General features: G+C 72.6%; 23 protein-coding genes. 15 read left to right on the top strand and 8 right to left on the bottom strand.

Going from position 1 to position 25,571, the window contains the following annotated elements; genetic code table 11:
- Positions 1-182 precede the first annotated feature (182 nt).
- The 10 genes from ACFYOV_RS09300 (at position 183) to ACFYOV_RS09255 (ending at position 9,488) form a co-directional block, all read left to right on the top strand.
- Positions 183-1,880, top strand: coding sequence for a nitrite/sulfite reductase (locus ACFYOV_RS09300; RefSeq protein WP_389084859.1), 1,698 nt, complete (start codon positions 183-185; stop codon positions 1,878-1,880).
- Positions 1,877-2,056 (top strand): hypothetical protein, encoded by a 180-nt coding sequence (locus tag ACFYOV_RS09295; protein WP_389084856.1) that lies wholly within the window; start codon positions 1,877-1,879, stop codon positions 2,054-2,056. Before ACFYOV_RS09300 ends, ACFYOV_RS09295 begins: the two co-directional genes overlap by 4 nt.
- Positions 2,053-2,763 (top strand): phosphoadenylyl-sulfate reductase, encoded by a 711-nt coding sequence (locus ACFYOV_RS09290; RefSeq protein ID WP_389084853.1) that lies wholly within the window; start codon positions 2,053-2,055, stop codon positions 2,761-2,763. The genes ACFYOV_RS09295 and ACFYOV_RS09290 overlap by 4 nt, the downstream gene beginning before the upstream one ends.
- Positions 2,764-2,765: 2 nt before the next feature.
- Positions 2,766-3,323, top strand: a complete 558-nt coding sequence (gene cysC, locus ACFYOV_RS09285; RefSeq protein WP_389084851.1) for an adenylyl-sulfate kinase — start codon at positions 2,766-2,768, stop codon at positions 3,321-3,323.
- 118 nt (positions 3,324-3,441) lie between these two features.
- On the top strand, positions 3,442-4,380 hold the full coding sequence (gene cysD / locus ACFYOV_RS09280) for a sulfate adenylyltransferase subunit CysD (RefSeq protein WP_389084848.1): 939 nt from the start codon (positions 3,442-3,444) through the stop codon (positions 4,378-4,380).
- 2 nt (positions 4,381-4,382) lie between these two features.
- Complete coding sequence (locus tag ACFYOV_RS09275) at positions 4,383-5,714, top strand: sulfate adenylyltransferase subunit 1 (protein ID WP_389084846.1); 1,332 nt, start codon at positions 4,383-4,385, stop codon at positions 5,712-5,714.
- 224 nt (positions 5,715-5,938) lie between these two features.
- Positions 5,939-7,042: an aliphatic sulfonate ABC transporter substrate-binding protein gene (locus ACFYOV_RS09270; protein WP_389084844.1), complete on the top strand. Its 1,104-nt coding sequence runs from the start codon at positions 5,939-5,941 to the stop codon at positions 7,040-7,042.
- A 34-nt stretch (positions 7,043-7,076) separates the two neighbouring features.
- Positions 7,077-7,865: an ABC transporter ATP-binding protein gene (locus tag ACFYOV_RS09265; protein WP_389084842.1), complete on the top strand. Its 789-nt coding sequence runs from the start codon at positions 7,077-7,079 to the stop codon at positions 7,863-7,865.
- The gene (locus tag ACFYOV_RS09260) at positions 7,852-8,742 is read left to right on the top strand and encodes an ABC transporter permease (protein ID WP_389084840.1); all 891 of its coding nucleotides are present in this window, start codon (positions 7,852-7,854) and stop codon (positions 8,740-8,742) included. Before ACFYOV_RS09265 ends, ACFYOV_RS09260 begins: the two co-directional genes overlap by 14 nt.
- 8 nt (positions 8,743-8,750) lie before the next feature.
- Positions 8,751-9,488: a sirohydrochlorin chelatase gene (locus ACFYOV_RS09255; RefSeq protein WP_389084837.1), complete on the top strand. Its 738-nt coding sequence runs from the start codon at positions 8,751-8,753 to the stop codon at positions 9,486-9,488.
- A gap of 20 nt (positions 9,489-9,508) precedes the next feature.
- Here ACFYOV_RS09255 and ACFYOV_RS09250 read toward each other — a convergent pair whose 3' ends face one another.
- Genes ACFYOV_RS09250 through ACFYOV_RS09240 form a run of 3 tightly spaced genes read right to left on the bottom strand, consistent with a single transcriptional unit; the run spans position 9,509 to position 11,016 of the window.
- A complete protein-coding gene (locus tag ACFYOV_RS09250) occupies positions 9,509-10,126 on the bottom strand; it encodes a DsbA family protein (protein ID WP_389084835.1) in 618 nt (205 codons plus the stop codon).
- A 55-nt stretch (positions 10,127-10,181) separates the two neighbouring features.
- The gene (locus ACFYOV_RS09245; protein WP_389084832.1) at positions 10,182-10,475 is read right to left on the bottom strand and encodes a hypothetical protein; all 294 of its coding nucleotides are present in this window, start codon (positions 10,473-10,475) and stop codon (positions 10,182-10,184) included.
- Positions 10,468-11,016, bottom strand: coding sequence for a DUF1697 domain-containing protein (locus ACFYOV_RS09240; RefSeq protein WP_389084830.1), 549 nt, complete (start codon positions 11,014-11,016; stop codon positions 10,468-10,470). Before ACFYOV_RS09240 ends, ACFYOV_RS09245 begins: the two co-directional genes overlap by 8 nt.
- Positions 11,017-11,377: 361 nt before the next feature.
- Here ACFYOV_RS09240 and ACFYOV_RS09235 point away from each other — a divergent pair, with 361 nt between their 5' ends.
- Together ACFYOV_RS09235 and ACFYOV_RS09230 are read left to right on the top strand one after the other, a co-directional pair.
- Positions 11,378-13,627 (top strand): MMPL family transporter, encoded by a 2,250-nt coding sequence (locus ACFYOV_RS09235; protein ID WP_389084827.1) that lies wholly within the window; start codon positions 11,378-11,380, stop codon positions 13,625-13,627.
- Positions 13,628-14,102: 475 nt separating this feature from the next.
- Positions 14,103-14,969 carry a phosphotransferase enzyme family protein gene (locus tag ACFYOV_RS09230; protein ID WP_389084825.1) on the top strand — a complete coding sequence of 289 codons (867 nt, stop codon included), beginning with the start codon at positions 14,103-14,105 and terminating at the stop codon, positions 14,967-14,969.
- Positions 14,970-15,168: 199 nt separating this feature from the next.
- On the opposite strand, the gene ACFYOV_RS09225 is transcribed toward ACFYOV_RS09230, so the two are convergent.
- Together ACFYOV_RS09225 and ACFYOV_RS09220 are read right to left on the bottom strand one after the other, a co-directional pair.
- Positions 15,169-15,891: a 3'-5' exonuclease gene (locus tag ACFYOV_RS09225; RefSeq protein WP_389084823.1), complete on the bottom strand. Its 723-nt coding sequence runs from the start codon at positions 15,889-15,891 to the stop codon at positions 15,169-15,171.
- Positions 15,892-16,021: 130 nt separating this feature from the next.
- Positions 16,022-17,290, bottom strand: coding sequence for an SAV2148 family HEPN domain-containing protein (locus tag ACFYOV_RS09220; protein ID WP_389085603.1), 1,269 nt, complete (start codon positions 17,288-17,290; stop codon positions 16,022-16,024).
- A gap of 347 nt (positions 17,291-17,637) precedes the next feature.
- Between ACFYOV_RS09220 and glgX the strand changes: the two genes are divergently transcribed.
- From glgX to ACFYOV_RS09205, 3 genes are all read left to right on the top strand, one after another.
- Entirely contained in the window at positions 17,638-19,782 is a 2,145-nt protein-coding gene (gene glgX, locus ACFYOV_RS09215; protein ID WP_389084820.1) for a glycogen debranching protein GlgX, read from the top strand.
- Between the two features lie 91 nt (positions 19,783-19,873).
- A complete protein-coding gene (treY, locus tag ACFYOV_RS09210) occupies positions 19,874-22,273 on the top strand; it encodes a malto-oligosyltrehalose synthase (RefSeq protein WP_389084818.1) in 2,400 nt (799 codons plus the stop codon).
- A 634-nt stretch (positions 22,274-22,907) separates the two neighbouring features.
- Complete coding sequence (locus tag ACFYOV_RS09205; protein WP_389084816.1) at positions 22,908-24,158, top strand: M14 family zinc carboxypeptidase; 1,251 nt, start codon at positions 22,908-22,910, stop codon at positions 24,156-24,158.
- A 27-nt stretch (positions 24,159-24,185) separates the two neighbouring features.
- Here ACFYOV_RS09205 and ACFYOV_RS09200 read toward each other — a convergent pair whose 3' ends face one another.
- The 3 genes from ACFYOV_RS09200 to ACFYOV_RS09190 are packed head-to-tail and all read right to left on the bottom strand — an operon-like array spanning position 24,186 to position 25,556.
- Positions 24,186-24,611 (bottom strand): SSI family serine proteinase inhibitor, encoded by a 426-nt coding sequence (locus ACFYOV_RS09200; protein WP_389084814.1) that lies wholly within the window; start codon positions 24,609-24,611, stop codon positions 24,186-24,188.
- Positions 24,608-24,979, bottom strand: coding sequence for a hypothetical protein (locus ACFYOV_RS09195; protein ID WP_389084812.1), 372 nt, complete (start codon positions 24,977-24,979; stop codon positions 24,608-24,610). Before ACFYOV_RS09195 ends, ACFYOV_RS09200 begins: the two co-directional genes overlap by 4 nt.
- Positions 24,980-25,004: 25 nt before the next feature.
- Positions 25,005-25,556 (bottom strand): FHA domain-containing protein, encoded by a 552-nt coding sequence (locus ACFYOV_RS09190; protein WP_389084809.1) that lies wholly within the window; start codon positions 25,554-25,556, stop codon positions 25,005-25,007.
- Positions 25,557-25,571: the final 15 nt, after the last annotated feature.

The following is a 25,571-nucleotide window of genomic DNA, read 5'->3' as shown; positions in this document are numbered from 1 at the left end:
GCAGCGCCCGACGTCCCCTCCTGAGCCTCGCCCCGCTTCCATGCCGCGCAACGACGCGCAGGCAGGTTCATGCGCCCATATGCGCAGGTGGAGAGCCTCCCTCCCACCACCCGACCACCACCCCGCACCGACGGCGCTGCGCGCCGACACCATCCATCGCTGTCCCGAAGGACGTATTCACCATGGCCGCCACCCCGCAGAACCCTGCTGCCGCGACTCCCCGCCGCAAGGTGAGCCGTCACCGCGGCGAGGGTCAGTGGGCCGCGGGTCACTTCACCCCGCTCAACGGCAACGAGCAGTTCAAGAAGGACGACGACGGTCTCAATGTGCGGACACGCATTGAGACGATCTACTCCAAGCGCGGTTTCGACTCGATCGACCCCAACGACCTGCGCGGCCGGATGCGCTGGTGGGGCCTGTACACCCAGCGCAAGCCCGGGATCGACGGCGGCAAGACCGCGGTCCTGGAGCCCGAGGAGCTGGACGACGAGTACTTCATGCTGCGGGTCCGCGTCGACGGCGGCGCGCTGACGACGCAGCAGCTCCGGGTGATCGGCGAGATCTCGCAGGAGTTCGCGCGCGGCACCGCCGACATCACCGACCGGCAGAATGTCCAGTACCACTGGATCCGCATCGAGGACGTGCCCGAGATCTGGGACCGGCTGGAGGCCGTGGGCCTGTCCACGGTCACCGCCTGCGGTGACACCCCCCGCGTGATGATCGGCTCCCCCGTCGCGGGCATCGCCGAGGACGAGATCATCGACGGCACCCCGGCGCTGGAGGAGATGAAGCGCCGCGTCCTGGGCAACAAGGCGTACTCGAACCTGCCCCGCAAGTTCAAGACCGCCATCTCCGGCTCCCCGGCGCTGGACGTGGTGCACGAGATCAACGACGTCGCGTTCGTCGGCGTCCGCCACCCCGAGCACGGGCCGGGATTCGACCTGTGGGTGGGCGGTGGCCTGTCCACCAACCCCAAGCTGGGTGTGCGCCTCGGCACCTGGGTGCCGCTGGAGGACGTCCCGGACGTCTACGAGGGCGTGCTGTCGATCTTCCGCGACTACGGCTACCGCCGTCTGCGCAACCGCGCCCGCCTGAAGTTCCTGGTCGCCGACTGGGGCGCGGAGAAGTTCCGCCAGGTGCTGGAGGACGAGTACCTGGGGCGCAGGCTGACCGACGGGCCGGCTCCCGAGCAGCCCGTGCAGCAGTGGCGCGACCACATCGGCGTGCACCGCCAGAAGGACGGCCGCCACTACGTCGGGTTCGCCCCGCGTGTCGGCCGCGTCGACGGCACCACGCTCACCAAGATCGCCGACCTCGCGGAGGCACACGGCTCGGGCCGGGTGCGCACCACCGTCGAGCAGAAGATGATCATCCTCGACGTCGAGGAGAGCCAGGTCGCCTCCCTGGTCGACGCGCTGGAGGCACTGGACCTCACCGCCAGCCCCTCGCCGTTCCGGCGCGGCACCATGGCCTGCACCGGCATCGAGTTCTGCAAGCTCGCCATCGTCGAGACCAAGGCGCGAGGCGCCTCGCTGATCGACGAACTCGAGCGCCGCATCCCGGACTTCGACGAGCCGATCACCATCAACCTCAACGGCTGCCCCAACGCCTGCGCCCGTATCCAGGTGGCGGACATCGGTCTCAAGGGCCAGCTGGTCCTCGACGACCGGGGCGAGCAGGTCGAGGGCTACCAGGTGCACCTGGGCGGCGCGCTCGGCCTGGAGGCGGGCTTCGGCCGCAAGGTGCGCGGCCTGAAGGTCACCGCCGACGAGCTGCCGGACTACATCGAGCGGGTCCTCAAGCGCTTCCAGGCGGAGCGTGAGGAGGGCGAGCGTTTCGCCACTTGGGTCTCGCGTGCCCCCGAGGAGGCCCTGTCGTGAGCGAGCGGGCAGCGCCCTTCTACTGCCCCTACTGCGGGGACGAGGACCTGCGTCCGAGCGAGGAGGGCCACGGCGCCTGGGAATGCGGCGCGTGCAACCGAGCCTTTCGGCTGAAGTTCCTCGGGTTGCTCGCCCGCGGGCTCGAGCGATCCGAAACGGGAGGGGACCGGATATGACGGCAACTCAGCAGGACCGCAGCACCGAGGAGTTGAAGGCGCTGGCCGAGCGGGCGGGCCGCGACCTGGAGGACGCCTCCGCCCTGGAGATCCTCGCGTGGGCCGCGGAGACCTTCGGCAAGGGGTTTTGCGTGACGTCCTCGATGGAGGACGCGGTGGTCGCCCACCTCGCCTCCCGCGCCATGCCCGGCGTCGACGTCGTCTTCCTCGACACCGGCTACCACTTCCCGGAGACCATCGGCACCCGCGACGCCGTGGAGGCCGTGATGGACGTCAACGTCATCACCCTCACCCCGCGGCAGAGCGTGGCCGAGCAGGACGCCGAGTACGGCCCGAAGCTGCACGACCGCGACCCCGACCTGTGCTGCAGGCTGCGCAAGGTGCAGCCGCTCCAGGAGGGCCTGAAGGGCTACGTGGCCTGGGCGACCGGGCTGCGCCGCGACGAGTCCCCGACCCGGGCCCACACCCCGGTCGTCGGCTGGGACGACAAGCGCCGCAAGGTCAAGATCTCGCCGATCGCCCGCTGGACCCAGGACGACGTCGACGCCTACGTCGCCGAGCACGGCGTACTCACCAACCCGCTGCTGATGGACGGTTACGCCTCCGTCGGCTGCGCCCCCTGCACCCGCCGGGTCCTCGAGGGCGAGGACGCCCGGGCCGGCCGCTGGGCGGGCCGCGCCAAGACCGAGTGCGGGCTGCACGGCTGACCATGACGACCAATCAGGAGACTGACGTGACCGGAGCCACCGTCTGGCTCACGGGTCTGCCGAGCGCCGGCAAGACCACCATCGCGTACGAGCTGGCCGGCCGGCTGCGGGAGAAGGGCCACCGCGTCGAGGTGCTCGACGGCGACGAGATCCGCGAGTTCATCTCGGCGGGCCTCGGCTTCACCCGGGAGGACCGGCACACCAACGTGCAGCGCATCGGCTTCGTCGCCGAACTGCTCGCCCGCAACGGCGTGCTGGCCCTCGTCCCCGTGATCGCGCCGTACACCGACAGCCGGGAGGCGGTGCGCAAGCGGCACCAGGCCAACGGCACGGCCTACCTCGAGGTGCACGTGGCGACGCCGGTCGAGGTGTGCAGCGAGCGTGACGTGAAGGGCCTGTACGCCAAGCAGGCCGCGGGCGAGCTGACGGGGCTCACCGGGGTCGACGACCCGTACGAGGAGCCCGAGTCGCCCGACCTGCGCATCGAATCCCAGAACCAGACCGTGCAGGAGTCCGCCGCGGCGGTGCACGCCCTGCTCAGCGAAAGGGGAGTCCTGTGAGCGACGCGCGCGCGGCCACTCAGCCACAGACGACCACGATGGCCGCGGCTCTGCGCCGCGCGGGCGGAGATGGGGGTGCCCCCGGACGGAGTCCGGGGGAGAACGAAAGGGGTGCAGCATGACGACGACCGTCGCGAGCGTCACGGAGGAGACCGGCAATCCGTACGCGCTCTCCCACCTCGACGCCCTCGAGTCCGAGGCCGTGCACATCTTCCGTGAGGTGGCGGGCGAGTTCGAGAACCCGGTGATCCTCTTCTCGGGCGGCAAGGACTCCATCGTCATGCTGCACCTGGCCCTGAAGGCGTTCACGCCGGCCCCGGTGCCCTTCTCGCTGCTCCACGTCGACACCGGGCACAACTTCCCCGAGGTCATCGAGTACCGGGACCGCACGGTGGCGAAGCACGGCCTGCGCCTGCACGTGGCCTCCGTGCAGGACTACATCGACCGCGGCGTCCTCAAGGAGCGCCCCGACGGCACCCGCAACCCGCTCCAGACGCTGCCGCTCACGGAGAAGATCCAGAGCGAGAAGTTCGACGCGGTGTTCGGCGGCGGGCGCCGCGACGAGGAGAAGGCCCGGGCCAAGGAGCGGGTGTTCTCGCTGCGGGACGAGTTCTCCCAGTGGGACCCGCGCCGCCAGCGCCCCGAGCTGTGGAACCTCTACAACGGCCGGCACGCCCCCGGTGAGCACGTCCGCGTGTTCCCGCTGTCCAACTGGACCGAGCTGGACGTGTGGCAGTACATCGCCCGCGAGAACATCGAACTGCCCGAGATCTACTACGCCCACGAGCGCGAGGTGTTCAAGCGCGGCGGGATGTGGCTCACGGCCGGTGAGTGGGGCGGGCCGAAGGACGGCGAGACGGTCGAGAAGCGGCTCGTGCGCTACCGCACGGTCGGCGACATGTCCTGCACCGGCGCGGTCGACTCCGACGCCGACACCATCGAGAAGGTGATCACCGAGATCGCCGCCTCCCGGCTCACCGAGCGCGGTGCCACCCGCGCCGACGACAAGCTGTCCGAGGCCGCGATGGAAGACCGCAAGCGCGAGGGGTACTTCTAGAGATGAGCACGACCACGACCGGGGAGCTCTCGGCCACCCTGCTGCGGTTCGCCACCGCCGGTTCCGTCGACGACGGCAAGTCGACCCTGGTGGGCCGGCTGCTGCACGACTCCAAGTCGGTCCTCGCCGACCAGCTGGAGGCCGTGGAGCGGGTCTCGGCCGGCCGCGGACAGGAGGGTCCCGACCTGGCGCTGCTCACCGACGGCCTGCGGGCCGAGCGGGAGCAGGGCATCACCATCGACGTGGCCTACCGCTACTTCGCCACGCCGCGGCGCCGGTTCATCCTGGCCGACACCCCCGGCCACGTGCAGTACACGCGCAACATGGTCACCGGGGCGTCCACGGCCGAGCTGACCGTGATCCTCGTCGACGCCCGCAACGGCGTCGTCGAGCAGACCCGCCGGCACGCCGCCATCGCCGCGCTGCTGCGTGTCCCGCACGTCGTGCTGGCCGTGAACAAGATGGACCTGGTCGACTACCGGGAGGAGGTCTTCGCCCGGATCGCCGAGGAGTTCACCGCGTACGCGACCGAGCTGGGCGTCCCGGAGGTCACCGCGATCCCGATCTCGGCGCTCGCCGGCGACAACGTGGTGGAGCCCTCCGCGCACATGGACTGGTACGGCGGCGCGACGGTGCTGGAACACCTGGAGACCGTCCCGGTCAGCCACGACCTGGCGCACTGCCACGCCCGCCTGCCGGTGCAGTACGTGATCCGCCCGCAGAGCGCCGAGCACCCCGACTACCGGGGCTACGCCGGCCAGATCGCCGCGGGCACCTTCCGCGTGGGCGACCCGGTGACGGTGCTGCCGTCCGGCCGGACGACCACCATCACCGGTATCGGCCTGCTGGGCGAGCCGGTCGACGTCGCGTGGACGCCGCAGTCGGTGACGCTGCTGCTGGCCGACGACATCGACATCTCCCGCGGCGACCTGATCGTCCCGACCAAGGACGCCCCGACGACCACGCAGGACGTCGAGGCCACCGTCTGCCATGTCGCCGACCAGCCGCTCACCGTCGGCCACCGGGTGCTGCTCAAGCACGGCACCCGCACGGTCAAGGCGATCGTCAAGGACATCCCCTCCCGGCTCACGCTGGACGACCTCTCGCTGCACCCGCACCCGGGCCGGCTGGTGGCCAACGACATCGGCCGGGTGAAGATCCGTACCGCCGAACCGCTGCCCGCCGACTCCTACGCGGACTCGCGGCGCACCGGTTCGTTCATCCTCATCGACCCCAGCGACGGCACGACACTCACCGCGGGCATGGTCGGCGAGTCCTTCGCCTCGCCGGAGCCGGTCAAGGACGAGTCCGAGGACGACGGGTGGGACTTCTGAACATGAACTCCACCGGCTTCTACGCCACGTTCGCCAAGGAGGGCGGTCGCGTCGGCAGCGGGGCTCTGGGCAGTGGGCAGGGCGGAGTGGCCCGATGTGCGCGTTGACGTACGCGCACCGCTCGCGCGCCCTCACCCCGCACCGCCGTAGACGCAAACCCGCCGATCTCCCGGCCACGACCTGACAGTCCGTGACCGCCGGGCCCTGCGAGAGGAACACCTCCCGTGCCAGCCACGAACGCCCTGCGCCGTACCGTCGCGGCCATAGCCGTCCTTCCGCTGCTCGCCCTGGCCGCCTGCGGCTACGGGTCCCAGGCCAAGGACGACGACACCGCCAGGATCGCCGCCGGGGCGAAGAAGATCGACGGACTCGGCTCCGTCAGGATCGGCTACTTCGGCAACCTGACCCACGGCACCGCCCTGGTGGGCAACCAGAAGGGCTTCTTCCAGAAGGAGCTCGGCGGCACCCGGGCCGACTACGCGGTGTTCAACGCGGGGCCCTCGGAGATCGAGGCGCTCAACGCCGGGTCCATCGACATCGGCTTCATCGGCCCGTCGCCCGCCATCAACGGCTACACCAGGTCGGACGGCAAGAACCTGCGTATCGTCGGCGGTTCGGCCTCCGGCGGCGTGAAGCTCGTGGTGAACCCGGACAGGGTGAAGTCCCTCGAGGACGTCGAGGGCAAGCGGATCGCCACGCCGCAGCACGGCAACACGCAGGACGTGGCGTTCCTCAACTGGGCGGCCGGGCAGGGCTGGAAGGTCGACGCGCAGAGCGGCAAGGGCGATGTGACGGTCGTCCGCAGCGACAACAAGGTGACCCCGGACGCCTACCGGGCCGGTTCGGTCGACGGCGCCTGGGTGCCGGAGCCGACCGCGTCGAAGCTGGTCGCCGAGGGTGGCAAGGTGCTGCTGGACGAGGCATCGCTGTGGCCGGACGGCAAGTTCGTGATCACGAACATCATCGTGCGGCAGGCGTTCCTCGAGAAGCACCCGAAGGCCGTCGAGGCGGTGCTGAGGGCGTCCGTCGAGACCAACAAGTGGATCAACGCCAATCCGGAGGAGGCCAGGGCCGTCGCCAACGAGCGGCTGGAGGCGGACTCCGGCAAGGCGCTGCCCGCCGAGGTGCTGGACCCGGCGTGGAAGTCGATCCGGTTCACCGACGACCCGCTGGCCGCCACCCTCGACGCCCAGGCGCAGCACGCCGTCAAGGCGGGTCTGCTCGAGCAGGCCGACCTGAAGGGCATCTACGACCTCACGCTCCTCAACAAGGTCCTCGAGGCCGAGGGCGCCCCTGCCGTCGACGACGCCGGCCTCGGCGCCGAGTAAGCCGGATCCCGAACCTACCCAGGAGGTGACGACCATGGCCACGACCCTCGCCAAGGCCGCCGACGGCACCGAGGCGGCCACGCACGCCGCCCGGATCGAGCACGTCTCGAAGTCGTTCGCGGGCCCCGCCGGACAGCAGCTCGTGCTGGACGACATCAGCCTCGACGTCGCGCCCGGCGAGTTCGTCACCCTCCTGGGTGCCTCGGGCTGCGGCAAGTCGACGCTGCTCAACCTGGTGGCGGGCCTGGACCGCCCGAGCGCCGGCGCGATCACCACGGACGGCCGCCCGGCGCTGATGTTCCAGGAGCACGCGCTGTTCCCGTGGCTGACCGCGGGCAAGAACATCGAACTGGCCCTGAAGCTGCGGGGCGTTCCGAAGGCCGAGCGGCGCCCGCGCGCCGAGGAGCTGCTGGAACTGGTGCGGCTGAAGGGCGCGTACGGCAAGCGGGTGCACGAGCTGTCCGGCGGCATGCGCCAGCGCGTCGCGCTGGCCCGGGCGCTGGCCCAGGAGAGCAAGCTGCTGCTGATGGACGAGCCGTTCGCGGCGCTGGACGCCATCACGCGGGACGTGCTGCACGACGAGCTGACCCGCATCTGGCGCGAGACGCAGCTGTCCGTCCTGTTCGTCACGCACAACGTGCGCGAGGCGGTGCGGCTCGCCCAGCGGGTGGTGCTGCTGTCGTCCCGTCCCGGGCGGATCGCCCGGGAGTGGACGGTCGGCATCCCGCATCCGCGCCGCATCGAGGACACCGCGGTCGCGGAACTGTCCGTCGAGATCACCGAAGAACTCCGTGGGGAGATCCGCCGTCATGGCCAGCACTGAGACGACCGCCAAGGACGGGGGCGACCTCGCCGGCCTGGAGGCGGGCCTGGACGCACTGGAGACGGTGCAGCAGAGCCGCACGCCGTTCCGGCAGACCTTCACCGAGAAGATCCTGCCGCCCGTCCTCGCCATCGCGCTGGTGCTGGCCGTGTGGCAGGCACTGGTCTCTTTCGAGATCGTCGACGATCCGACCAAGCTCCCCTCGCCGGGTGCGGTGTGGGACGTCGTGCGGCAGGCCTGGCTCGAGGGCGAGCTGCTGGGGTACATCTGGACCAGCGTCTCGCGCGGCCTGCTCGGCTTCTTCTTCGCCCTGCTGATCGGCACCCCACTGGGGCTGCTGGTGGCGCGGGTCAAGTTCGTGCGCGCGGCCATCGGGCCGATCCTGTCCGGACTGCAGTCGCTGCCCTCGGTCGCCTGGGTGCCGCCGGCCGTGATCTGGCTGGGCCTGAACAACCAGATGATGTACGCGGTGATCCTGCTCGGCGCGGTCCCCTCGATCGCCAACGGCCTGGTCTCCGGCGTCGACCAGGTGCCGCCGCTGTTCCTGCGGGCGGGACGCACGCTGGGCGCAACGGGACTGAAGGGCACCTGGCACATCGTGCTCCCGGCCGCCCTGCCCGGTTACGTCGCCGGTCTGAAGCAGGGCTGGGCGTTCTCCTGGCGTTCGCTGATGGCCGCGGAGATCATCGCGTCCTTTCCGGACCTCGGCGTGGGCCTCGGCCAGCTGCTGGAGAACGGCCGCAACGCCAGCGACATGGCCATGGTCTTCGAGGCCATCCTGCTCATCCTGATCGTCGGCATCGCCATCGACCTGCTGATCTTCAGTCCGCTGGAGCGGTGGGTGCTGCGCAGCCGCGGTCTGCTGGTGAAGAGCTGAGGCGCACCATGAAGCGACCGGTCCTTCTCGTCGTCGCCCACGGCAGCCGCGACCCGCGGCACGCCGCGACCGTGCACGCCCTGGTGCGGCGGGTCCGGTCGCTGCGGCCGGACCTGCGGGTGGAGACCGGCTTCCTGGACTTCAACGTCCCGTCGGTGCAGGGGGTGCTGGAGTCGCTCGCGACGGAGGGGGTCCGCGACGTGGTGGCCCTTCCCCTGCTGCTCACCCGTGCCTTCCACGCCAAGGCCGACATCCCGGCCGTCCTGGCGGACGCGCCGCCGCGGCTGCGCATCCGCCGGGCGGACGTCCTCGGCCCGTCCCCGCTGCTGCTCGCGGCGCTGGAACGCCGGCTGCACGAGGCGGGCCTGACGCCCGCCGACAAGTCCTCGACCGGGGTCGTGCTGGCCTCGGCGGGGTCCACCGACCCGGAGGCGATCGCAGTGATCGCAGACATCGCGCGGGAGTGGCGGCACACCGGTTGGTGCGCCGTGCGGCCTGCGTTCGCCTCCGCATCCCTTCCCACGACCGAGCAGGCGGTGCGCGAGCTCCGCGCCCTCGGCTGCGAACGCGTCGCCGTCGCCCCCTACGTCCTGGCCCCCGGCTTCCTCCCCGACCGCATCGCCCGCGGCGCGGCGGAGGCGGACGTCCTGGCCGACGTCCTGGGCCCGTCCCCGGAGGTGGCGCGGGTCCTGCTGGAACGCTACGACGAGGCACTGCGGCCGGCGCTGGCGGCGGTGGGGGCCTGACGGCGTCCCCGGCCCGGGAGTCAGTCGTAGGACAGCCCGCCCGTGCGGGTCCGCTTCAGCTCGAAGAAGTCGGGGTGGGCCGCCAGGACGCGGAAGCTGTCGAAGATCTCGGCCGCCCGGTCGCCGCGCGGGATCGCCCGCAGGACGGGCCCGAACCACACCGTCCCGTCGACGTGGAGGGTGGGTGTGCCCACGTAGGCGCCGGAGTCCTTCTCGGCGCCCGCCTCGTGGCTGCGGCGCAGCGCCTCGTCGTGAGCGGGGTCGTGCGCGGCGGCGGCGAGGTCGGCGGGCAGGCCCAGTTCGGTGAGCGACTCGGCGATCACGGCGTCGAAGTCCTTGTTGCCGCGCTCGTGGATGCGCGAGCCGAGAGCGGTGTACAGGTCGCGCAGCACCTTGTCGCCGTGGCGTTCCGCGGCGGCGACCGCGACCCGTACCGGGCCGATGGAGCGGTCGACCAGGTCCCGGTACCAGTCGGGCAGGTCGTTGCCCAGGTTGTGCAGGTACAGGCTCATCACGTGGAAGCGCAGGTCGAGCGGGCGGGTGTGCTCGACCTCCAGCAGCCAGCGGGAGGTGATCCAGGCGAAGGGGCAGGCGGGGTCGAACCAGCAGTCGACACGGGTGGGCGTTGCGCTCGTCATGCGCTCGACCGTAGAGGCGGTGCGGCCCACTGTCCCGGGCCACTTCCGTGCTGTTTCAGTGGCCCAATTCGACGGCCGGGCCGGGGAAGGGCGTCCGCCGGGGGAAGTACAGGAGCCGGCCCCGCTCGGTGCGTCGCCACAGCGACCTGCGGTGGGCGCGGCGGCCGGTCGTGGTCGGTTCCCCATGACAGGTGGACGGTACCGGGCGCAGGTGGACGGTACCGGGCGCGAGCGGGACGGTCCGCGTCCGCGCGACCCTGCCGACCGGTGCCGACGCGGGCTCCTCGGCGAGGGAGGAGAGCAGGCGACGACCGTTGCCGGCGTCCGCGGCGGGGGTGTGATCAGTCACCGGTGAGCTCCACGAGTTTCACGACGGTGTTCCAGTTGCGGGTGGTGGCGACGACGCCCTTGGTGACGCGGGGCCTGGCCAGTTGCTCGGCGAGCTTGGAACGGCCCAGGCCGTTCGGCGCGTAGAGGTACAGCGCGCGGTCGCCCAGCCGGAACTCCTCGGGCAGGTGGGTCGCCGGGTCGATCTCCGCGAAGCGGTCCGCGTCGACGGGCGCCGAGAAGTAGGTGACGTGCAGCTGCTTCGCCTCCAGCTCGGCGGCGGGGAACGGGCACGCCTCGACGACCGCCCGGAGATAGGCGTGGTCGCGCACGATCACGCCGACCCCGAAGCCGAAGCGCCGCTCGATCGCCGCGGCGAGTTCGGCCGCCAGGGACTCCTCGTCGCCGTGGTCCGAGGAGAACACCGCCTGGCCGCTCTGGAGGTGCGTGCGCACGCGCGCATGGCCGAGTCTCTCCATGAGCGCCCGCAGATCCGCCATCGGGACCTTCTTGCTGCCGCCCACGTTGATGCCGCGCAGCAGCGCCGCGTATGTCGTCACCATGCGCACACCATAGGGCGGCCGTCGTGCCCCGTGGGGGTGGGCACGACGGCCGGGTCCGCGCGACGGACTCCGCGAAACTCTGGCGGAAGCGCTGCCCCCGGATCAACCGCTACACGCACCTGTGACTTATTCAACAATGTGTGTCAACAGGGCGGGCACCCTGATCAGCGGCCCTGAGGAGCCCCCATAGGTGTAAGGGCCCGCTGTCCTCCCCAGTAGTGAGGGGCTGCGCGCCGACGGGATGAGTCCGGGCCCGCGAGCTTCACCGGACAGCACGACGAGACGCGTTTATCCGGCCCATACCTTCGAAACGACAGGTGGCGGCAGGGGTCGCTGCCGCACACGAGGGAGCGAGCCCGTCATGGGGAACGGAGATTCGCGGGTACGGGGCCTCGCCGCCCGCGCCGGTGGCTGGAGCGCCCGGCACCGATGGGCGGCCGTCGGCATCTGGGTGCTGTTCGTGGTGCTGGCGATGGGACTGGGTTCGGCCGCGGGCCGGGTCGATGTCGCCGACAGCGACCAGCTCAAGGGAGAGACCCGCACCGCCGCGCGCATCATCGAGGACGCCGGGATCGAGGAGCCGGCCGGCGAGACGGTTCTGATCCAGGCGAAGGGCGACGGCCGGAAGGCCACCGACGCCGAGTTCCGGTCGGCCGTCACCGCGGTCGTCGCGGCCGTGGAGAGGACCGGCGAGGTCACGGACGTGTCCTCGCCGTACGAGAGCCGGACGATCTCGAAGGACGGGCGCAGCGCACTGGTCCAGTTCGACATGCGCGGCGACGCGGACACCGCGGGCGAGCGGGTCGAGCCGGTGCTGAAGGCCGTGGAGGAGGTCCAGAAGGACCACACGTCGCTGCGGATCGAGGAGATCGGCGGCGCCAGCATGATGAAGACGTTCGACGACGCGTTCGGCGACGACTTCAAGAAGGCCGAGTACTCCGCGGTGCCGGTGGCCCTCGGCATCCTGCTGATCGCTTTCGGCGCGCTGGTGGCGGCGCTGCTGCCGGTGGCGCTGGCGATCACCGCGATCATGGCGACGATGGGTCTGATGGGCCTCGTCAGCCACCTCCAGCCGATGAGCGAGACCGCCAACTCCGTGATGCTGCTGGTCGGTCTGGCCGTCGGCGTGGACTACTGCCTCTTCTATCTGCGCCGTGAGCGGGAGGAGCGGGCGGCGGGCCGGGATGCGCAGACCGCGCTGCGGATCGCCGCCGCGACCAGTGGCCGCGCGATCGTCGTCTCCGGTGTCACGGTGTGCGTGGCGATGGCGGGCATGCTGTTCACGGGTCTCGCCGAGTTCGAGGCGATGGGTCTCGCCTCGCTGATGGTCGTGGCGGTCGCCATGGTCGGTTCCGTCACCGTGCTGCCCGCACTGCTCTCGCTGCTGGGCGAGCGGGTCGAGAAGGGCCGCCTGCCGTTCCTGCGCCGGCGCCGCACCGGCGGCGGCAACGACAGCCGGTTCTGGACGGCCGTCCTGAAGCGGGTGCTGGCCAGGCCGGTGCTGTCGGTGGTGGTGGCGACCGGCGCGCTGCTCGCGGTCGCGGCGCCCGCGGTCGGCATGAAGACCCAGAACCTCACGCTGGACCAGGAGTTCGGCGACTCGCTGCCGATCGTGCAGACGTACAACCGGGTCAACGAGGCGTTCCCGGGCGGCTCGGAGCCCGCCGAGGTGGTCGTCAGGGCCGAGGACATCAACGCGCCCGAGGTCAAGTCCGCGCTCGCCGACTTCCGTGAGCGGGCGATCAGTTCGGGCGCCTCGCGCGGCCCGGTCGAGATCAAGCTGCACGACCAGGAGAACATCGCCTTTGTGTACGTCCCGCTGGTCGGCGGGTCCGACCAGGACAGGGCGGGCGCGAGCCTGGACATCCTGCGTGACGAGGTGCGGCCGGCCACGCTCGGCACGGTCGACGGCGTCGAGGCGCCGATCACCGGGCAGGTCGCCGGCTCGCAGGACTTCAACGACCAACTGGTCGGCTCCGTCGTTCCGGTGTTCGCCTTCGTGGTGGTCTTCGCCTTCCTGCTGATGCTGCTGTCCTTCCGCTCGCTGACCGTCGCGATCACCTCGATCGTGCTGAACCTGCTGTCGGTGGGCGCCGCGTACGGCATCCTCGTGGCGGTCTTCCAGCACGGCTGGGGCGCGTCCCTGGTGGGCGCGGAGGGCGTCGGCGCGATCATCACCTGGCTGCCGCTGTTCCTCTTCGTGATCCTGTTCGGCCTGTCGATGGACTACCACGTGTTCGTGGTGTCCCGTATCCGCGAGGCGCGCCTGCGGGGACGCACGACGCGGGACGCGATCCAGCACGGCGTGGTCACCACGGCCGGTGTCGTCACCAGCGCCGCGGTCATCATGGTCGCCGTGTTCGCGATCTTCGGGACGCTGTCCATGCAGTCGATGAAGCAGATGGGCGTCGGCCTCGCGGCGGCGGTGCTCATCGACGCGACGATCATCCGGGGTGTGCTGCTGCCCGCGGTGATGGCGCTGCTGGGCGAGCGCAACTGGTACCTGCCGACGTGGCTGCACCGGATGCCCGACCTGACCCACGACGAGTCGCCGGAGGCGGTGGCGGCGCCGAAGGCACGGGACGACGAGGATGACCGGGTGCCGGTCTGACCCGGTGAGGCACGCGTTTGCGAGGGTCCCGGCGGTGTTCCGCCGGGACCCTCGCACGGCGGTCACCGCCGGGCGGGCGGCTCCGCCTCGATCAGGTCGGCCGCCCCTGCGGGTGCCGCCCTCGCGGGCCGTCCCGGTCTGGATCTCCTTCAGCCGGCGGGCGGTCGGAGAACATCGCGATGTGAGCGGGACTGGTCATGACCCCGACCCCAGGCGAGCGAGACGATACGTCTCGCTCAAAGTATTTACCGGGCCCGGGCCGCCGTACGGCCGGGAGCCGCACGCTCCGGCTGGTCCGGCGGGCCAGTGACGGTCGCGCACGGGGCTGACGTGGGCCGTCCCGGGCCGCGGTGCGAGACTGACGGACGGGCCGGACCGGACCGGGCCGATGCCGACAGGGACGCGGCCCGGACGCGGGCAGGCCCCGGACGCGGGCAGGCCCGGACACACACGGACGGGACACGGAGGCGGGCGGATGGACGAGGCGCGGGCGAGGGACGTGCTGGCCGTGGCGGGCGTGCTGCCCGGTGCGGCGGCACGGGACGCGCGGCTGCTCGCCCTGGGGGAGAACGCGGTGTTCACCGCCGGTGACCTGGTTGCCAAGGTGGGCCGCGACGCCGGGTTGCTGGACCGGGCCCGCCGCGAGCTGGGCATCGCGCGGTGGCTGGCGGAGGAGGGCGTACCGGCGGTGCGCGCGGCCGGGCCCGAGGCACTGCTGGTCGAGGGCCACCCCGTGACGGTGTGGCACCGGCTGCCCGATCCGGTGCGGGCCGCCGAGCCGCGGGACCTGGCCGCGCTGCTGAGGATCGTCCACGCGCTGCCCGCTGCCCCGTTCGCGCTTCCGCCCCGCGATCTGCTGGGCGGCGTGGAACGCTGGCTGCGGCTCGCCGGCGACGCGATCGACCCGGCGGACGCGGCGTATCTGCGCGAGCGGCGCGACTGTCTCGCGTCGGCCGCAGCCGCCCTGACGCCCCATCTGACGCCCGGGCCGGTGCACGGGGACGCGCTGCCCCGGAACGTGCACGTCGGGCCCGACGGCCCGGTCCTCGTGGACCTGGAGACCTTCTCCACCGATCTGCGCGAGCACGACCTGGTGGTGCTCGCCCTGTCCCACGACCGCTACGGGCTGCCGGACGAGGCGTACGCCTCCTTCACCGAGACCTACGGCTGGGACGTGCGCGCCTGGGAGGGCTGCTCGGTGCTGCGCGGCGCCCGGGAGACCGCCAGTTGCGCCTGGGTCGCCCAGCACGCCCCGACGAACCCGAAGGCCCGCGCGGAGTTCGAACGCCGGGTGGCGTCCCTGCGCGAGGGCGACGAGACGGTCCGCTGGTACCCGTTCTGACCGGACCCCCGCGCCCGCGCGGTCGGCGGCTGCCATCGGCTCCGACCTGCCGTACGAGTCCGGGCGACGAAGAGGCGTCCGCCTCCGGTGAGCGTCGGGCTCATCTGCTGACGGAGCGTCGGTCACCGGTCGTCCGGTGAGGATCCGCTTCCCGCCGCCGATCGGTGGGCCGGGCCCGCCCCGGCGGGGGCGCCCGTGCTCAGACCCGCTCGTCCGCCGGTTCCCGCAGGGGCCACGCACCGTCGATCCGGGCGGTGGCGTCGCCCTTGCGGCGCAGGAAGTCCTGGAAGTCCGCCGCCCACGCGGCGTGCCACTGGATCTGCCGGCGGTGCAGCTCCGCCGGGCCGAGGGCCGCGACCTTGGGGTGACGGACGGCTATCGCGCAGGCCAGCCGGGCCGCGGCCAGGGCGTCCGCCGTGGCGTCGTGGGCCGAGTCCAGCACGACGCCGTACTCCGCGCAGACCGCCTCGAGGTTGCGCTTGCCGCGCCGGTAGCGGTCGACGGAGCGGTCGATCGTGTACGGGTCGATGACCGGGGCCGGGTCCGTGCCGCCCAGGCGGTCGCGCAGGGACGGCAGGCCGTACCGCCGCAGCTCGGCGGAGAGCAGGCTCAGATCGAAGGCCGCGTTGTACGCCACCACCGGCACGCCGGTCTTCCAGTAGGCGGTGAGGACGCCGGCGATCGCGTCGGCCACCTGGTCGGCCGGTCTGCCCTCGGTGGCGGCGCGCTCGCTGCTGATGCCGTGCACCGCGACCGCGTCCGCCGGGATCGGCACGCCCGGGTCGGCCAGCCACTCACGACGACCGATCGGCTCCCCGCCCCTGACCTCGATCACGGCGCCGGTGACGATGCGCGCCGCGCACGGGTCGGTGCCCGTCGTCTCCAGGTCGAAGCCGATCAGCAGCTCCCGATGCCAGCCCATGGGCTGCCCCCCATTCCGTGTGGTGCGTTCCCCCAGTGGTCCCCACCTTCGCACGCACCACTGACAATCCGAGGACCGCGTTCCGCTCACCGACCGGGACAGCCCCGACACCCTGGCGGATCAGGGGCTTTCAGGACACCGACCGCGAATCCGACCACATCTGCTCGAACTCCTCGCGGTAGGTGGGGAACAGTCCACCCTCCTCGATCTCGCCCGGTTTGACCACTTTGTTCCCGTTGCGCAACACCAGCACCGGCGCCTCGATCCCCCGGGCGCGACGCAGGTAGTTCTGCACGACGGCGACGCCGTCCGCCCCGTCCCCGTCGACCAGGTAGGCCGTGCAGCGCGGGGTCTCGTCGTAGACCTGGATCTCGAAGGCTCCCGGGTCGCGCAGCCGGGAGCGGACGCGGCGCATGTGAAGGATGTTCATCTCCACCGAGCGGCCCAGCTCCCCGCGCTTCATGCCGAGTTCGCGCTCGCGGCGCTTGACCGCGCTGGAGGCCGGGTTGAGGAACAGCAGCCGCACCCGGCAGCCGGACTCGGCCAGGCGCACCAGCCGACGCCCCGAGAAGTTCTGCACCAGCAGATTGAGGCCGATACCGAGGGCGTCCAGGCGCCGGGCACCGCCGAAGATGTCCTCGGCCGGGAACTGGCGCAGCAGTCGCACCCGGTCGGGGTGGACGGCGACGACGTCGGCGTACCGGTCGCCGACCAGGTCCTCGACCGCGTCCACGGGCAGCCGGCGGGCGGAGGGGACGTCGCCGCCCGCGCCGAGCATCTCCAGCAGCCGCGCGGAGGCCCGCTCGGCCTGGTTCAGCACCGCTTCCGACAGCGCCCGGTTGCGGGAGACGACGTTGCGGGTCACCTCCAGCTCGTCCAGGGCGAGCTCGACGTCGCGGCGGTCGTCGAAGTACGGCTCGAAGCACGGCCAGTGCTGCACCATCAGCTCCCGCAACTGCGGCAGCGTGAGGAAGGACAGCACGTTGTCGTCGGCCGGGTCGAGCAGGTAGCCCTTGCGCCGGCTGACCTCGCGGACGGCGACCGCGCGCTGCACCCACTCCTGTCCGGCGGGACCCGCGGCGGCGACCACCCAGTCGTCGCCGTGCACGGGTTCGTAGATCGGCCGCAGCACGGCGGCCACGACGGCGCGCAGCCGCTGCTCGACCAGGTTCAGCCAGATGTAGGCCCGGCCGGCCCGCTGGGCGCGGGTGCGCACCTCGCGCCAGGCGTCGGCGTCCCAGTCCAGTTCCGGGCCGATCGAGCCCGCGTCCATCGGCCGTGCCAGGGACACCGCGCCGGGCGGGACATCCGTGGAGTTTCCCTCGTGACCCTCGTCACCAGGGGGCAGCTCCCGCCCTCCCGAGCCCACCCGCGCACCGCCTTCCGCTCCCCCGAGCATCCCCGTCCCAACGATCAAGGAAGAGTACTCCGCAAGCGGTGCGCGACGCAGCCCGATGGGCAGGGTCGTCCCCCAACTTCCCCCTTCTTCACCACCGTTCCCACCGGAGGGTCCCCCGCGAGTGAGCGGATTCATAGCGGCCGCACCGGGTAGTGCTTGTGCCGGTCCCCCACCCACGGCGGGCACACCCGGCGGACGACACCTGAGGCGAACACATGTTCCCTATCGAGCGGTGCACAGAAGAAGAGCAGGCGTCCGGGGGTGGTTCCCGCACTTTCGGGGAGACTCGGGGAGACTCGGAGCCAAGGCGTCCCCACCGGCGCCGCACACCTGAAAGAGTCGTATCCATGCAGGTCTGGCCAGGCGAGGCGTATCCGCTCGGTGCCACGTACGACGGCGCCGGAACCAACTTCGCGGTCTTCACGGAGGCCGCGGACCGAGTAGAGCTGTGTCTGCTGCACGACGACGGCTCCGAGACGGCGATCGAGCTGCGCGAGAGCGACGCGTTCGTGCGCCACGCGTACGTGCCCGGGGTGATGCCCGGGCAGCGCTACGGCTTCCGGGTGCACGGGCCGTACGCCCCCGAGCGCGGGCTGCGCTGCAACTCCGCGAAACTCCTGCTCGACCCGTACGCGCGTGCGATCAGCGGGTCGATCGACTGGGGCGAGGAGGTCTACGGCTACCACTTCGACGCGCCCGACAGGCGCAACGACCTGGACTCGGCGCCGCACACGATGACGTCGGTCGTGGTCAACCCCTACTTCGACTGGGGCGACGACCGGCGCCCCCGCACGGAGTACCACCACACGGTGATCTACGAGGCGCACGTCAAGGGCCTCACCATGCGCCACCCGGGGCTGCCCGAGGAGCTGCGCGGCACCTACGCGGGCCTCGCGCACCCGGCGGTGATCGAGCACCTGGCCGAGCTCGGGGTGACCGCGCTGGAGCTGATGCCCGTGCACCAGTTCGTGAACGACCACCGCCTGGTGGACATGGGCCTGAACAACTACTGGGGCTACAACACGATCGGCTTCTTCGCCCCGCACAACGCCTACGCGTCCTGGGGCGACCGCGGCCAGCAGGTGCTGGAGTTCAAGTCGGCGGTGAAGGCGCTGCACGAGGCGGGCATCGAGGTGATCCTCGACGTGGTCTACAACCACACCGCCGAGGGCAACCACCTGGGCCCCACGCTCTCCTTCAAGGGCCTGGACAACCCGCGCTACTACCGGCTGACGGACGACCCCCGCTACTACATGGACACGACAGGGACCGGGAACTCGCTGCTCATGCGGTCCCCGCACGTGCTCCAGCTGATCATGGACTCGTTGCGCTACTGGGTCACCGAGATGCACGTCGACGGGTTCCGCTTCGACCTCGCCGCGACCCTGGCCAGGCAGTTCCACGAGGTGGACCGGCTGTCGTCGTTCTTCGACCTGGTGCAGCAGGACCCGGTGGTCTCCCAGGTCAAGTTGATCGCCGAGCCGTGGGACGTCGGCGAGGGCGGCTACCAGGTGGGCAACTTCCCGCCGCTGTGGACCGAGTGGAACGGGAAGTACCGCGACACCGTGCGCGACCTGTGGCGGGGCGAGCCGCGCGCTCTCGCGGAATTCGCCTCCCGGCTGACCGGCTCCTCCGACCTGTACCAGGACGACGGGCGCCGGCCGCTCGCCTCGATCAACTTCGTGACCTGCCACGACGGCTTCACGCTGCACGACCTGGTGTCCTACAACGACAAGCACAACGAGGCCAACGGCGAGGACAACCGCGACGGCGAGAGCCACAACCGGTCCTGGAACTGCGGGGTCGAGGGCGATACCGACGACCCGGAGGTGCTGCGGCTGCGCGCCCGGCAGATGCGGAACTTCATCGCGACGCTGATGCTGTCCCAGGGCGTGCCGATGATCAGCCACGGCGACGAGGTCGCCCGCACCCAGCACGGCAACAACAACGCCTACTGCCAGGACAACGAGCTGGCCTGGCTGGACTGGCCCGAGCCGGACGAGGACGGCGAGGACTCCGCCGAGGAGGACACCCGGAGGCAGTTGCTGCGCTTCACCCGCGCGATGGTGTGGCTGCGCAAGGACCACCCGGTCTTCCGCAGGCGCCGCTTCTTCCACGGCCGGCCCGTCGAGGGCACCCACGACGAGCTGTCCGACATTGCCTGGTTCACCCCCGAGGGCGCCGAGATGACGCAGGCGGACTGGGACTCCGCCCAGGCCTCCGCGCTGACCGTGTTCCTCAACGGCAACGCGATCTCGGAGCCCGGCCAGCGCGGGGAGCGCATCACGGACGACTCGTTCCTGCTGATGTTCAACGCCTCACCCGAGCCGATGGAGTTCCTTGTGCCGGTCAACCACGGCCGCCAGTGGCAGGTGGTGGTCGACACCACCCGCGCGGACGGCGTGCCGCCGGGCACCGGCACCAAGGTCGGGGCCGGCGACCGCCTGACCCTGACCGACCGGAGCATGACGGTGCTCCAGCGGCCGGTGTGACCGCATCCGGGGGCCACCCGTCCGGGCGACGGGCGGCCCCGCCGGGCCCGGCGATGACACGAAAGGCGGCAGGGCGGGTACGTACGTCTCCATGACCCCTGAGCGACCCGACCCGGTGGTGCCCACGGCCACGTACCGGCTGCAACTGCAACCCGGCTTCCCGTTCGGGGCCGCGGCGGCCGCCGTGCCGTACCTGGCCTCGCTCGGTGTCTCCCACCTGCACCTGTCCCCCGTCCTGGAGGCCGTGCCCGGCTCCGCGCACGGCTACGACGTGACGGACCCCACGCGCGTGCGCGAGGAGCTGGGCGGCGAGGACGGGCTGCGGGCCCTGTCCCGCACCGCGCGGGAGCACGGCCTCGGACTGATCGTGGACATCGTGCCCAACCACATGGCGATGTCACCGCGGCACAACCGCGCCCTGTGGGAGGTGCTGCGGGAGGGCCCCGCCTCGCCCCACGCGCGGTGGTTCGACATCGACTGGGAGGCACAGGGCGGCCAGGTGCTGCTGCCGGTGCTCGGCGGCCCGCTCGGCACGGAGATCGGCCGGCTCGAGGCCGACGGCGACGTGCTGCGCTACTACGACCACGCCTTCCCGCTGCGCGAGGGCACCGAGGAGCTGCCGCTGCCGCAGCTGCTGGACGCGCAGTGGTACCGCCCCGTCTGGTGGCGGCTGGCCCGGACCGAGCTCAACTACCGGCGGTTCTTCAGCATCTCCGAGCTCATCGGGGTGCGGGTGGAGGACCCGGAGGTGTTCGACGCCACCCACGCCAAGATCCTCGCGCTGCTGCGCGAGGGCGTGGTCGACGGGCTGCGCGTGGACCATCCCGACGGGCTCGCCGACCCCGACGGTTACTTGCGGCGGCTGCAGGGGGCGACCGGCGGGCGGTGGACGGTGGTGGAGAAGATCCTCTCCGACGGCGAGCCGCTGCCCGCCTCCTGGCCGGTCGCGGGCACCACCGGCTACGACGCCCTGCGGCACGTGGACGGCCTGTTCACGGACCCGGCCGGCTTCGGGGAGCTGCTCGGCCAGTACCGGCGCTTCGCCGCCCCGCAGACGGACCGGGGCGGCGAGTGGGAGGCCACCGCGCGGCGCGCCGCCTACAAGGTGCTCACGCACGAGCTGGCCACCGAGGTCGACCGGCTGACCCGCGTGGCGAGCCGCCTGTGCGCCACCTCCCCGGAGCCCGCGCTGCGCGACCGGGCGCCCTGGGCGCTGCGCACCGCGCTCCAGGAGCTGCTGGTCCGGCTCGAGGTGTACCGGCCCTACGCCTCCGTCGACGCGGCCGGTGTGGTCACCGAGGGGGCCGCGGACGAGGCCAGGCTCGCCTTCGCCGTGCCCGAGGAGGCCGGGGCGGTGGACGTCGTACGGGACCTGGTCCTCGGGCGGTACGGCGACGGGCCGGGGCACGTGGAGTTCCGTACGCGGTTTGCGCAGACGGCGTCGGCGCTGCGGGCCAAGTCCGTGGAGGACACGGCGTTCTACCGCTATGTGCCGCTGCTGTCGGCGAACGAGGTGGGCGGCGACCCCGGCAGCCCGGCCGTGTCCCCGGAGCGGTTCCACGCGTACTGCACCCGGGTGCAGCGCGACTGGCCGGCCACCGGGACGGTCGTCTCGACCCACGACACCAAGCGCAGCGCCGACGTGCGTGCGGCGCTGCACGTGCTGACCGAGTGCCCGCGGCGCTGGGCGGACGTCCTGGCGGAGGTCACGCGCACCGGCGACGGTGTGCCGGACGCACAGCTGGCGTGGGCGGCCTGGCAGACGGTGTTCGGGCTGGGCCCGGCCCAGGAGGAGCGGGTGCAGGGGGCCCTGCTGAAGCACGTGCGCGAGGCGGGGCTCTACACCAGCTGGACCGAGCAGGAGCCGCCGTACGAGGAGGCGGTGGCCCGGTTCGTGTCGGCGGGGCCCTGCGGGGCGCCGGGCGGGCATGTGGCGGCCTTCCGCCGCGAGCTGGAGCCGCACATCCGGGCCAACGTGCTGGGCACGGCCCTGCTCCACCTGACGATGCCCGGGGTGCCCGACGTCTACCAGGGCACGGAGAGGGAGTACCGGGCGCTGGTGGACCCGGACAACCGGCGCGCGGTGCCCTTCCCCGCCGGGTCGGCCGCAGCCCGCGCGGAGGGCGGGGAGGACGACGGGAATTGGAGCGGAGGCGGCAAGGAGGCGGTGACGCGGGCCGCGTTGGTGCTGCGGGCGCGGCGGCCGGACGCGTTCGGCGACACGGCGTCGTACGACCCGCTGGCCGCCGAGGGGCCCGCGGCGGCGCACTGCGTGGCGTTCGCGCGCTCCGGGCAGGTGATCACCGCGGTGACCCGGCTGTCGCTGCGGCTGGCGGAGGCGGGCGGCTGGCGGGAGACGACGCTCGCGCTGCCACCGGGCCGCTGGAACGACGTGCTGACACCGGGGCGCCAATTCACGGGGCGCGCACACGCGGCGGAGCTCTTCGAGCGGCTGCCGGTGGCCCTGCTGGAGCGGGTCGGCGGATCATGAACCGCGGCGCGGTGGCGCGCACGGGGGTGTGAGACGGGGTGTGCGAGGAAGGTCGGCGCGCCGCGACCGACAGCGGCCGTGAAGGGCCTGGCGCACGGGCGGGGTGGCCCGGTGAAGGTGGTCGCCCAGGCGGGTGACGGACGGGTGCCGGGCGCGCACCCGGTCGGCCCGCACGTCGCGGAGACGGTTCGTCGAGGGTCGATGGCCGACGGGTCGTCGGCCGTCGACGCCCTGCCGTCCGACACCGCCCTCCACGCCCACCCCCGTCCCGCGGTCCCGAACGTGGCCGGCGGGGGTGTTCCGGGTCGCGGCGGGACGAAGGAGTTCCGGGTCCCGGTAGTGGGAGGAAGGAGTTCCGGGTCCCGCACGACAAAGGTGTTCCGGGTCCCGGCGGTACGAAGGTTTTCCCCGTCCCGCCTCGTCGCGGACCGCACCGGCAGTGGCGCCGACGTACCGCGTAGGGCGCCGCACCGCGGCGGGCACGGCCCGCGCGGCACTCCGGCGGGCGCGCCGCGCGCCGGCCCGGTCGTGTGTGCCCCCGGGTGCCTCCCCGGGCTGCCCCGCCGCACCCTTGACAGCACCTCGTGGCCGTGGGGTACTGCGGATGCGGAGTCGGGCGGATGCGTGACGGGGGGTGAGTCCGCTGCCGGAGCTGCGCTATCCGACGGTGGCCGAAGTGGTCCGCTCCGCCCGTGCGCTGGCCGCCGACCGGCCCGGCCTGTGCGTGCTGCGGCAGGTGGGGCTCTCCCGCGCGGGCAGGCCCCTGCACCTGCTGTCGGTGGGCGGCGCCCGGCGGGCCGTCCTGGTGGTCGCGGGCGCCCACGCCAACGAGCCGACCGGCGGCGGCACCCTGCTCGCGCTCGCCCGGCGGGTGCTGGAGGAGCGGGCGCTGCGGGACGGGACGTCCTGGCACTTCCTGCTCTGCGCGGATCCGGACGGGGCGAGCCTGCACGTGACGCCCGCACCGCGCAGCCTGTACGACTACCACCTCGGCTTCTTCCGTCCCGCGGCCCCCGAGCAGCCCGAGTGGGCTCCGTCGGTGGTGCCGCCCGACCGGCTGCCGCCCGAGACGCGGGCCCTGACCGACGTCATCGACGAACTGCGCCCCTACCTCCAGGTGTCGCTGCACGGCACCGACCTGGGCGGCAGCTGGGTGCAGCTCACCCGGGACGTGCCGGGTCTGGCCGAGCCCTTCGCCAAGTCGGCGGCGCAGCTGCACATCCCGGTGGAGACCGGCGCCTCGGACGCGGCGGGCTGGCCTGCGTCGGGGCCCGGCGTGCACGTGATGCCCGCACCCGAGGCGGGACCGGCGTATCCGAGCCTGCCGGACGACGCCCGGCACAGCACCTGGTACCGCACCCACCGGTACGGCGGTCTGACCGCGGTGGTCGAGGTGCCGATGTGGGCCAGCGACCTGGTCGACGACCCGGCGCCGCATCCGGCCCCGGCGAGGGAGATGCGGCGGCTCGCGCACCGGCTGCTGCGGGACGCGACCGAGGTGCGCCGCGTGCTGGAGGAGGCACGCCCCCGGCCCGGGGAGGCCGAGGGCCCCCTGCTGAGGGCGGCCACCTGGGGACTGGAGCTGGTGCCGGGACTGGCCGCCGACCTGATCGGCACGCCGCCCGCCGACGGCACCCGTGCCTACGTCGGCAGTGTGGACGCGTTCGCGCGCCGGGTGCCGTTGCGGGCGGCGGCGATGTCGCTGCGGGCGCTGCGGGAGAGCGACGAGCACGCCGCGGCGCGTCTGGAACGCCTGGTCGCGCTGTGGAGCGACGCCTTCGCCGCACGCTTCCGCGCCCGCTGGGTGCCGGTGGAGCACCAGGTCGAGCACCAGTCGCGCACGGTGGTGGCGGTGGCGCTGCACGCCCGCGAGCGGGCGGCTTGAGCGGTCCCCCCGCGGGCGGAGGGGGCGCTACGCCCCGTCCAGCGCGAAGACCGCGCCGGTCCGGGCCGCCATCACGCACCGGTTCGGGAAGGTCTGTGTGTACTCGACGGGCCGCCCGCGCCACTCGCCGCGCGCGTGGGCGGTCACCGGGGCGTGGACCATCGGGCAGAAGACGTCGTTCTTCGTCGGGATGCCGTCGATGCGCCCGTCCGTCGCGGCGAGCTCGGCGCAGGCCTCGGCGGCGCGCGAGTGGCCCTGGGGCGGGTCGTCGCACAGCAGCAGGATGCCCTGGGCGTCGGTGGTCCGGGTCTCACCGGGACCGACCGTGAGGAAGAGCCAGTTGTCCGGTACGGAGGCACCGTCCGTGGCCGCCGGGGCGGGTGCGGCGCAGGCGAGGAGGGCGACCGCCGCCAGCAGCGCGCCCCGTACCGCTGTCGCTGAGGTGTACGTCATGCCCGATGCATCGGCACGGCGGCCCCCGCACTCCACCCCGGCTCACCCGAACGGGAGCACGCGCCGCCGAGCCGCCCGGCCGGATCGCGGGCGGCGAGGACGCCGCGCGCCGGTACCCGGCCCGGCGGACGCCGGGTATCGAGGCAGGCGCCGCAGCCGTCGCGGTGGTCGGCGCAGCGCTCGCCGAGGAGCCGGTCCGGCACGGGCAGCGTGCCCGCCGGGTCGTGGTCGGCGGCCCGCGCCGGCTGGTGCGACGGCCCGGCGGTGCGCAGCGCACCCGACCGCCCGGCGATGTGGCCGGGCGGTCCGGCGCGGGGGTGCTCGGCCCCGCCCTGCCACGTCGGCTCATGGGCGGCAGCGGTGCGCACCGGTCCGGCGCGGCAGCCGTCGCCCTCAGCGCGCCGCCAGGCGGAACATCATGTGCCCGAAGCCGATCTGGTCGCCCTCGCGGACGACGGCCGCGCCGACCACCCGGCGCCCGTTGACCGTCGTGCCGTTGGTGGAGCCGAGGTCCCGCAGGATCCACATGCCGCCCTGGCGGCGCAGCTCCGCGTGCACGCGGGAGACCGTCTCGTGGTTGAGGCGCAGCCCGCTCGCGGGATCGCGCCCTATGCGCAGGGGATGCCCGGTCGCCGGGTGGGGCAGCAGCAGCTTGGGCAACCGCTCGGCCTGCCAGGCCCTGCGCAGCCGGACGGTGAACCCGGAGACGGCCTCGACGGTGCCGAGGACCAGACGCGAGAGGCGGCCCTCCGTGGGCAGGTCGGCCGTGAGCACCGCCAGCTCGTCCGCGCGGCGGGCGGCCAGCGCGAGCTCCATGCGGTGGAGGAACGTGTCGTGGGACAGCCGGCCCGTCGCCACGCCGTCGCGCAGCGCCTTGAGCGCCTTGTCGCGCTCCGCGTCGGACAGCCTCGCGGGGTGCGTGGGGTACTCGAAGGACGACGTCACCCTGGTGATTGTCGG

Source organism: Streptomyces sp. NPDC005931, assembly GCF_042871235.1.
Classification (GTDB): domain Bacteria; phylum Actinomycetota; class Actinomycetes; order Streptomycetales; family Streptomycetaceae; genus Streptomyces.
This window is presented reverse-complemented; position numbering and strand designations above follow the sequence as displayed.

Coding starts and splice junctions, on each gene's coding strand:
- ACFYOV_RS09300 (WP_389084859.1), top strand. CDS start 183: ATGGCCGCCACCCCGCAGAACCCTGCTGCCGCGACTCCCCGCCGCAAG.
- ACFYOV_RS09290 (WP_389084853.1), top strand. CDS start 2,053: ATGACGGCAACTCAGCAGGACCGCAGCACCGAGGAGTTGAAGGCGCTG.
- cysC (WP_389084851.1), top strand. CDS start 2,766: ATGACGACCAATCAGGAGACTGACGTGACCGGAGCCACCGTCTGGCTC.
- cysD (WP_389084848.1), top strand. CDS start 3,442: ATGACGACGACCGTCGCGAGCGTCACGGAGGAGACCGGCAATCCGTAC.
- ACFYOV_RS09275 (WP_389084846.1), top strand. CDS start 4,383: ATGAGCACGACCACGACCGGGGAGCTCTCGGCCACCCTGCTGCGGTTC.
- ACFYOV_RS09265 (WP_389084842.1), top strand. CDS start 7,077: ATGGCCACGACCCTCGCCAAGGCCGCCGACGGCACCGAGGCGGCCACG.
- ACFYOV_RS09260 (WP_389084840.1), top strand. CDS start 7,852: ATGGCCAGCACTGAGACGACCGCCAAGGACGGGGGCGACCTCGCCGGC.
- ACFYOV_RS09255 (WP_389084837.1), top strand. CDS start 8,751: ATGAAGCGACCGGTCCTTCTCGTCGTCGCCCACGGCAGCCGCGACCCG.
- ACFYOV_RS09250 (WP_389084835.1), bottom strand. CDS start 10,126: ATGACGAGCGCAACGCCCACCCGTGTCGACTGCTGGTTCGACCCCGCC.
- ACFYOV_RS09240 (WP_389084830.1), bottom strand. CDS start 11,016: ATGGTGACGACATACGCGGCGCTGCTGCGCGGCATCAACGTGGGCGGC.
- ACFYOV_RS09235 (WP_389084827.1), top strand. CDS start 11,378: ATGGGGAACGGAGATTCGCGGGTACGGGGCCTCGCCGCCCGCGCCGGT.
- ACFYOV_RS09230 (WP_389084825.1), top strand. CDS start 14,103: ATGGACGAGGCGCGGGCGAGGGACGTGCTGGCCGTGGCGGGCGTGCTG.
- ACFYOV_RS09225 (WP_389084823.1), bottom strand. CDS start 15,891: ATGGGCTGGCATCGGGAGCTGCTGATCGGCTTCGACCTGGAGACGACG.
- ACFYOV_RS09220 (WP_389085603.1), bottom strand. CDS start 17,290: ATGCTCGGGGGAGCGGAAGGCGGTGCGCGGGTGGGCTCGGGAGGGCGG.
- glgX (WP_389084820.1), top strand. CDS start 17,638: ATGCAGGTCTGGCCAGGCGAGGCGTATCCGCTCGGTGCCACGTACGAC.
- treY (WP_389084818.1), top strand. CDS start 19,874: ATGACCCCTGAGCGACCCGACCCGGTGGTGCCCACGGCCACGTACCGG.
- ACFYOV_RS09200 (WP_389084814.1), bottom strand. CDS start 24,611: ATGACGTACACCTCAGCGACAGCGGTACGGGGCGCGCTGCTGGCGGCG.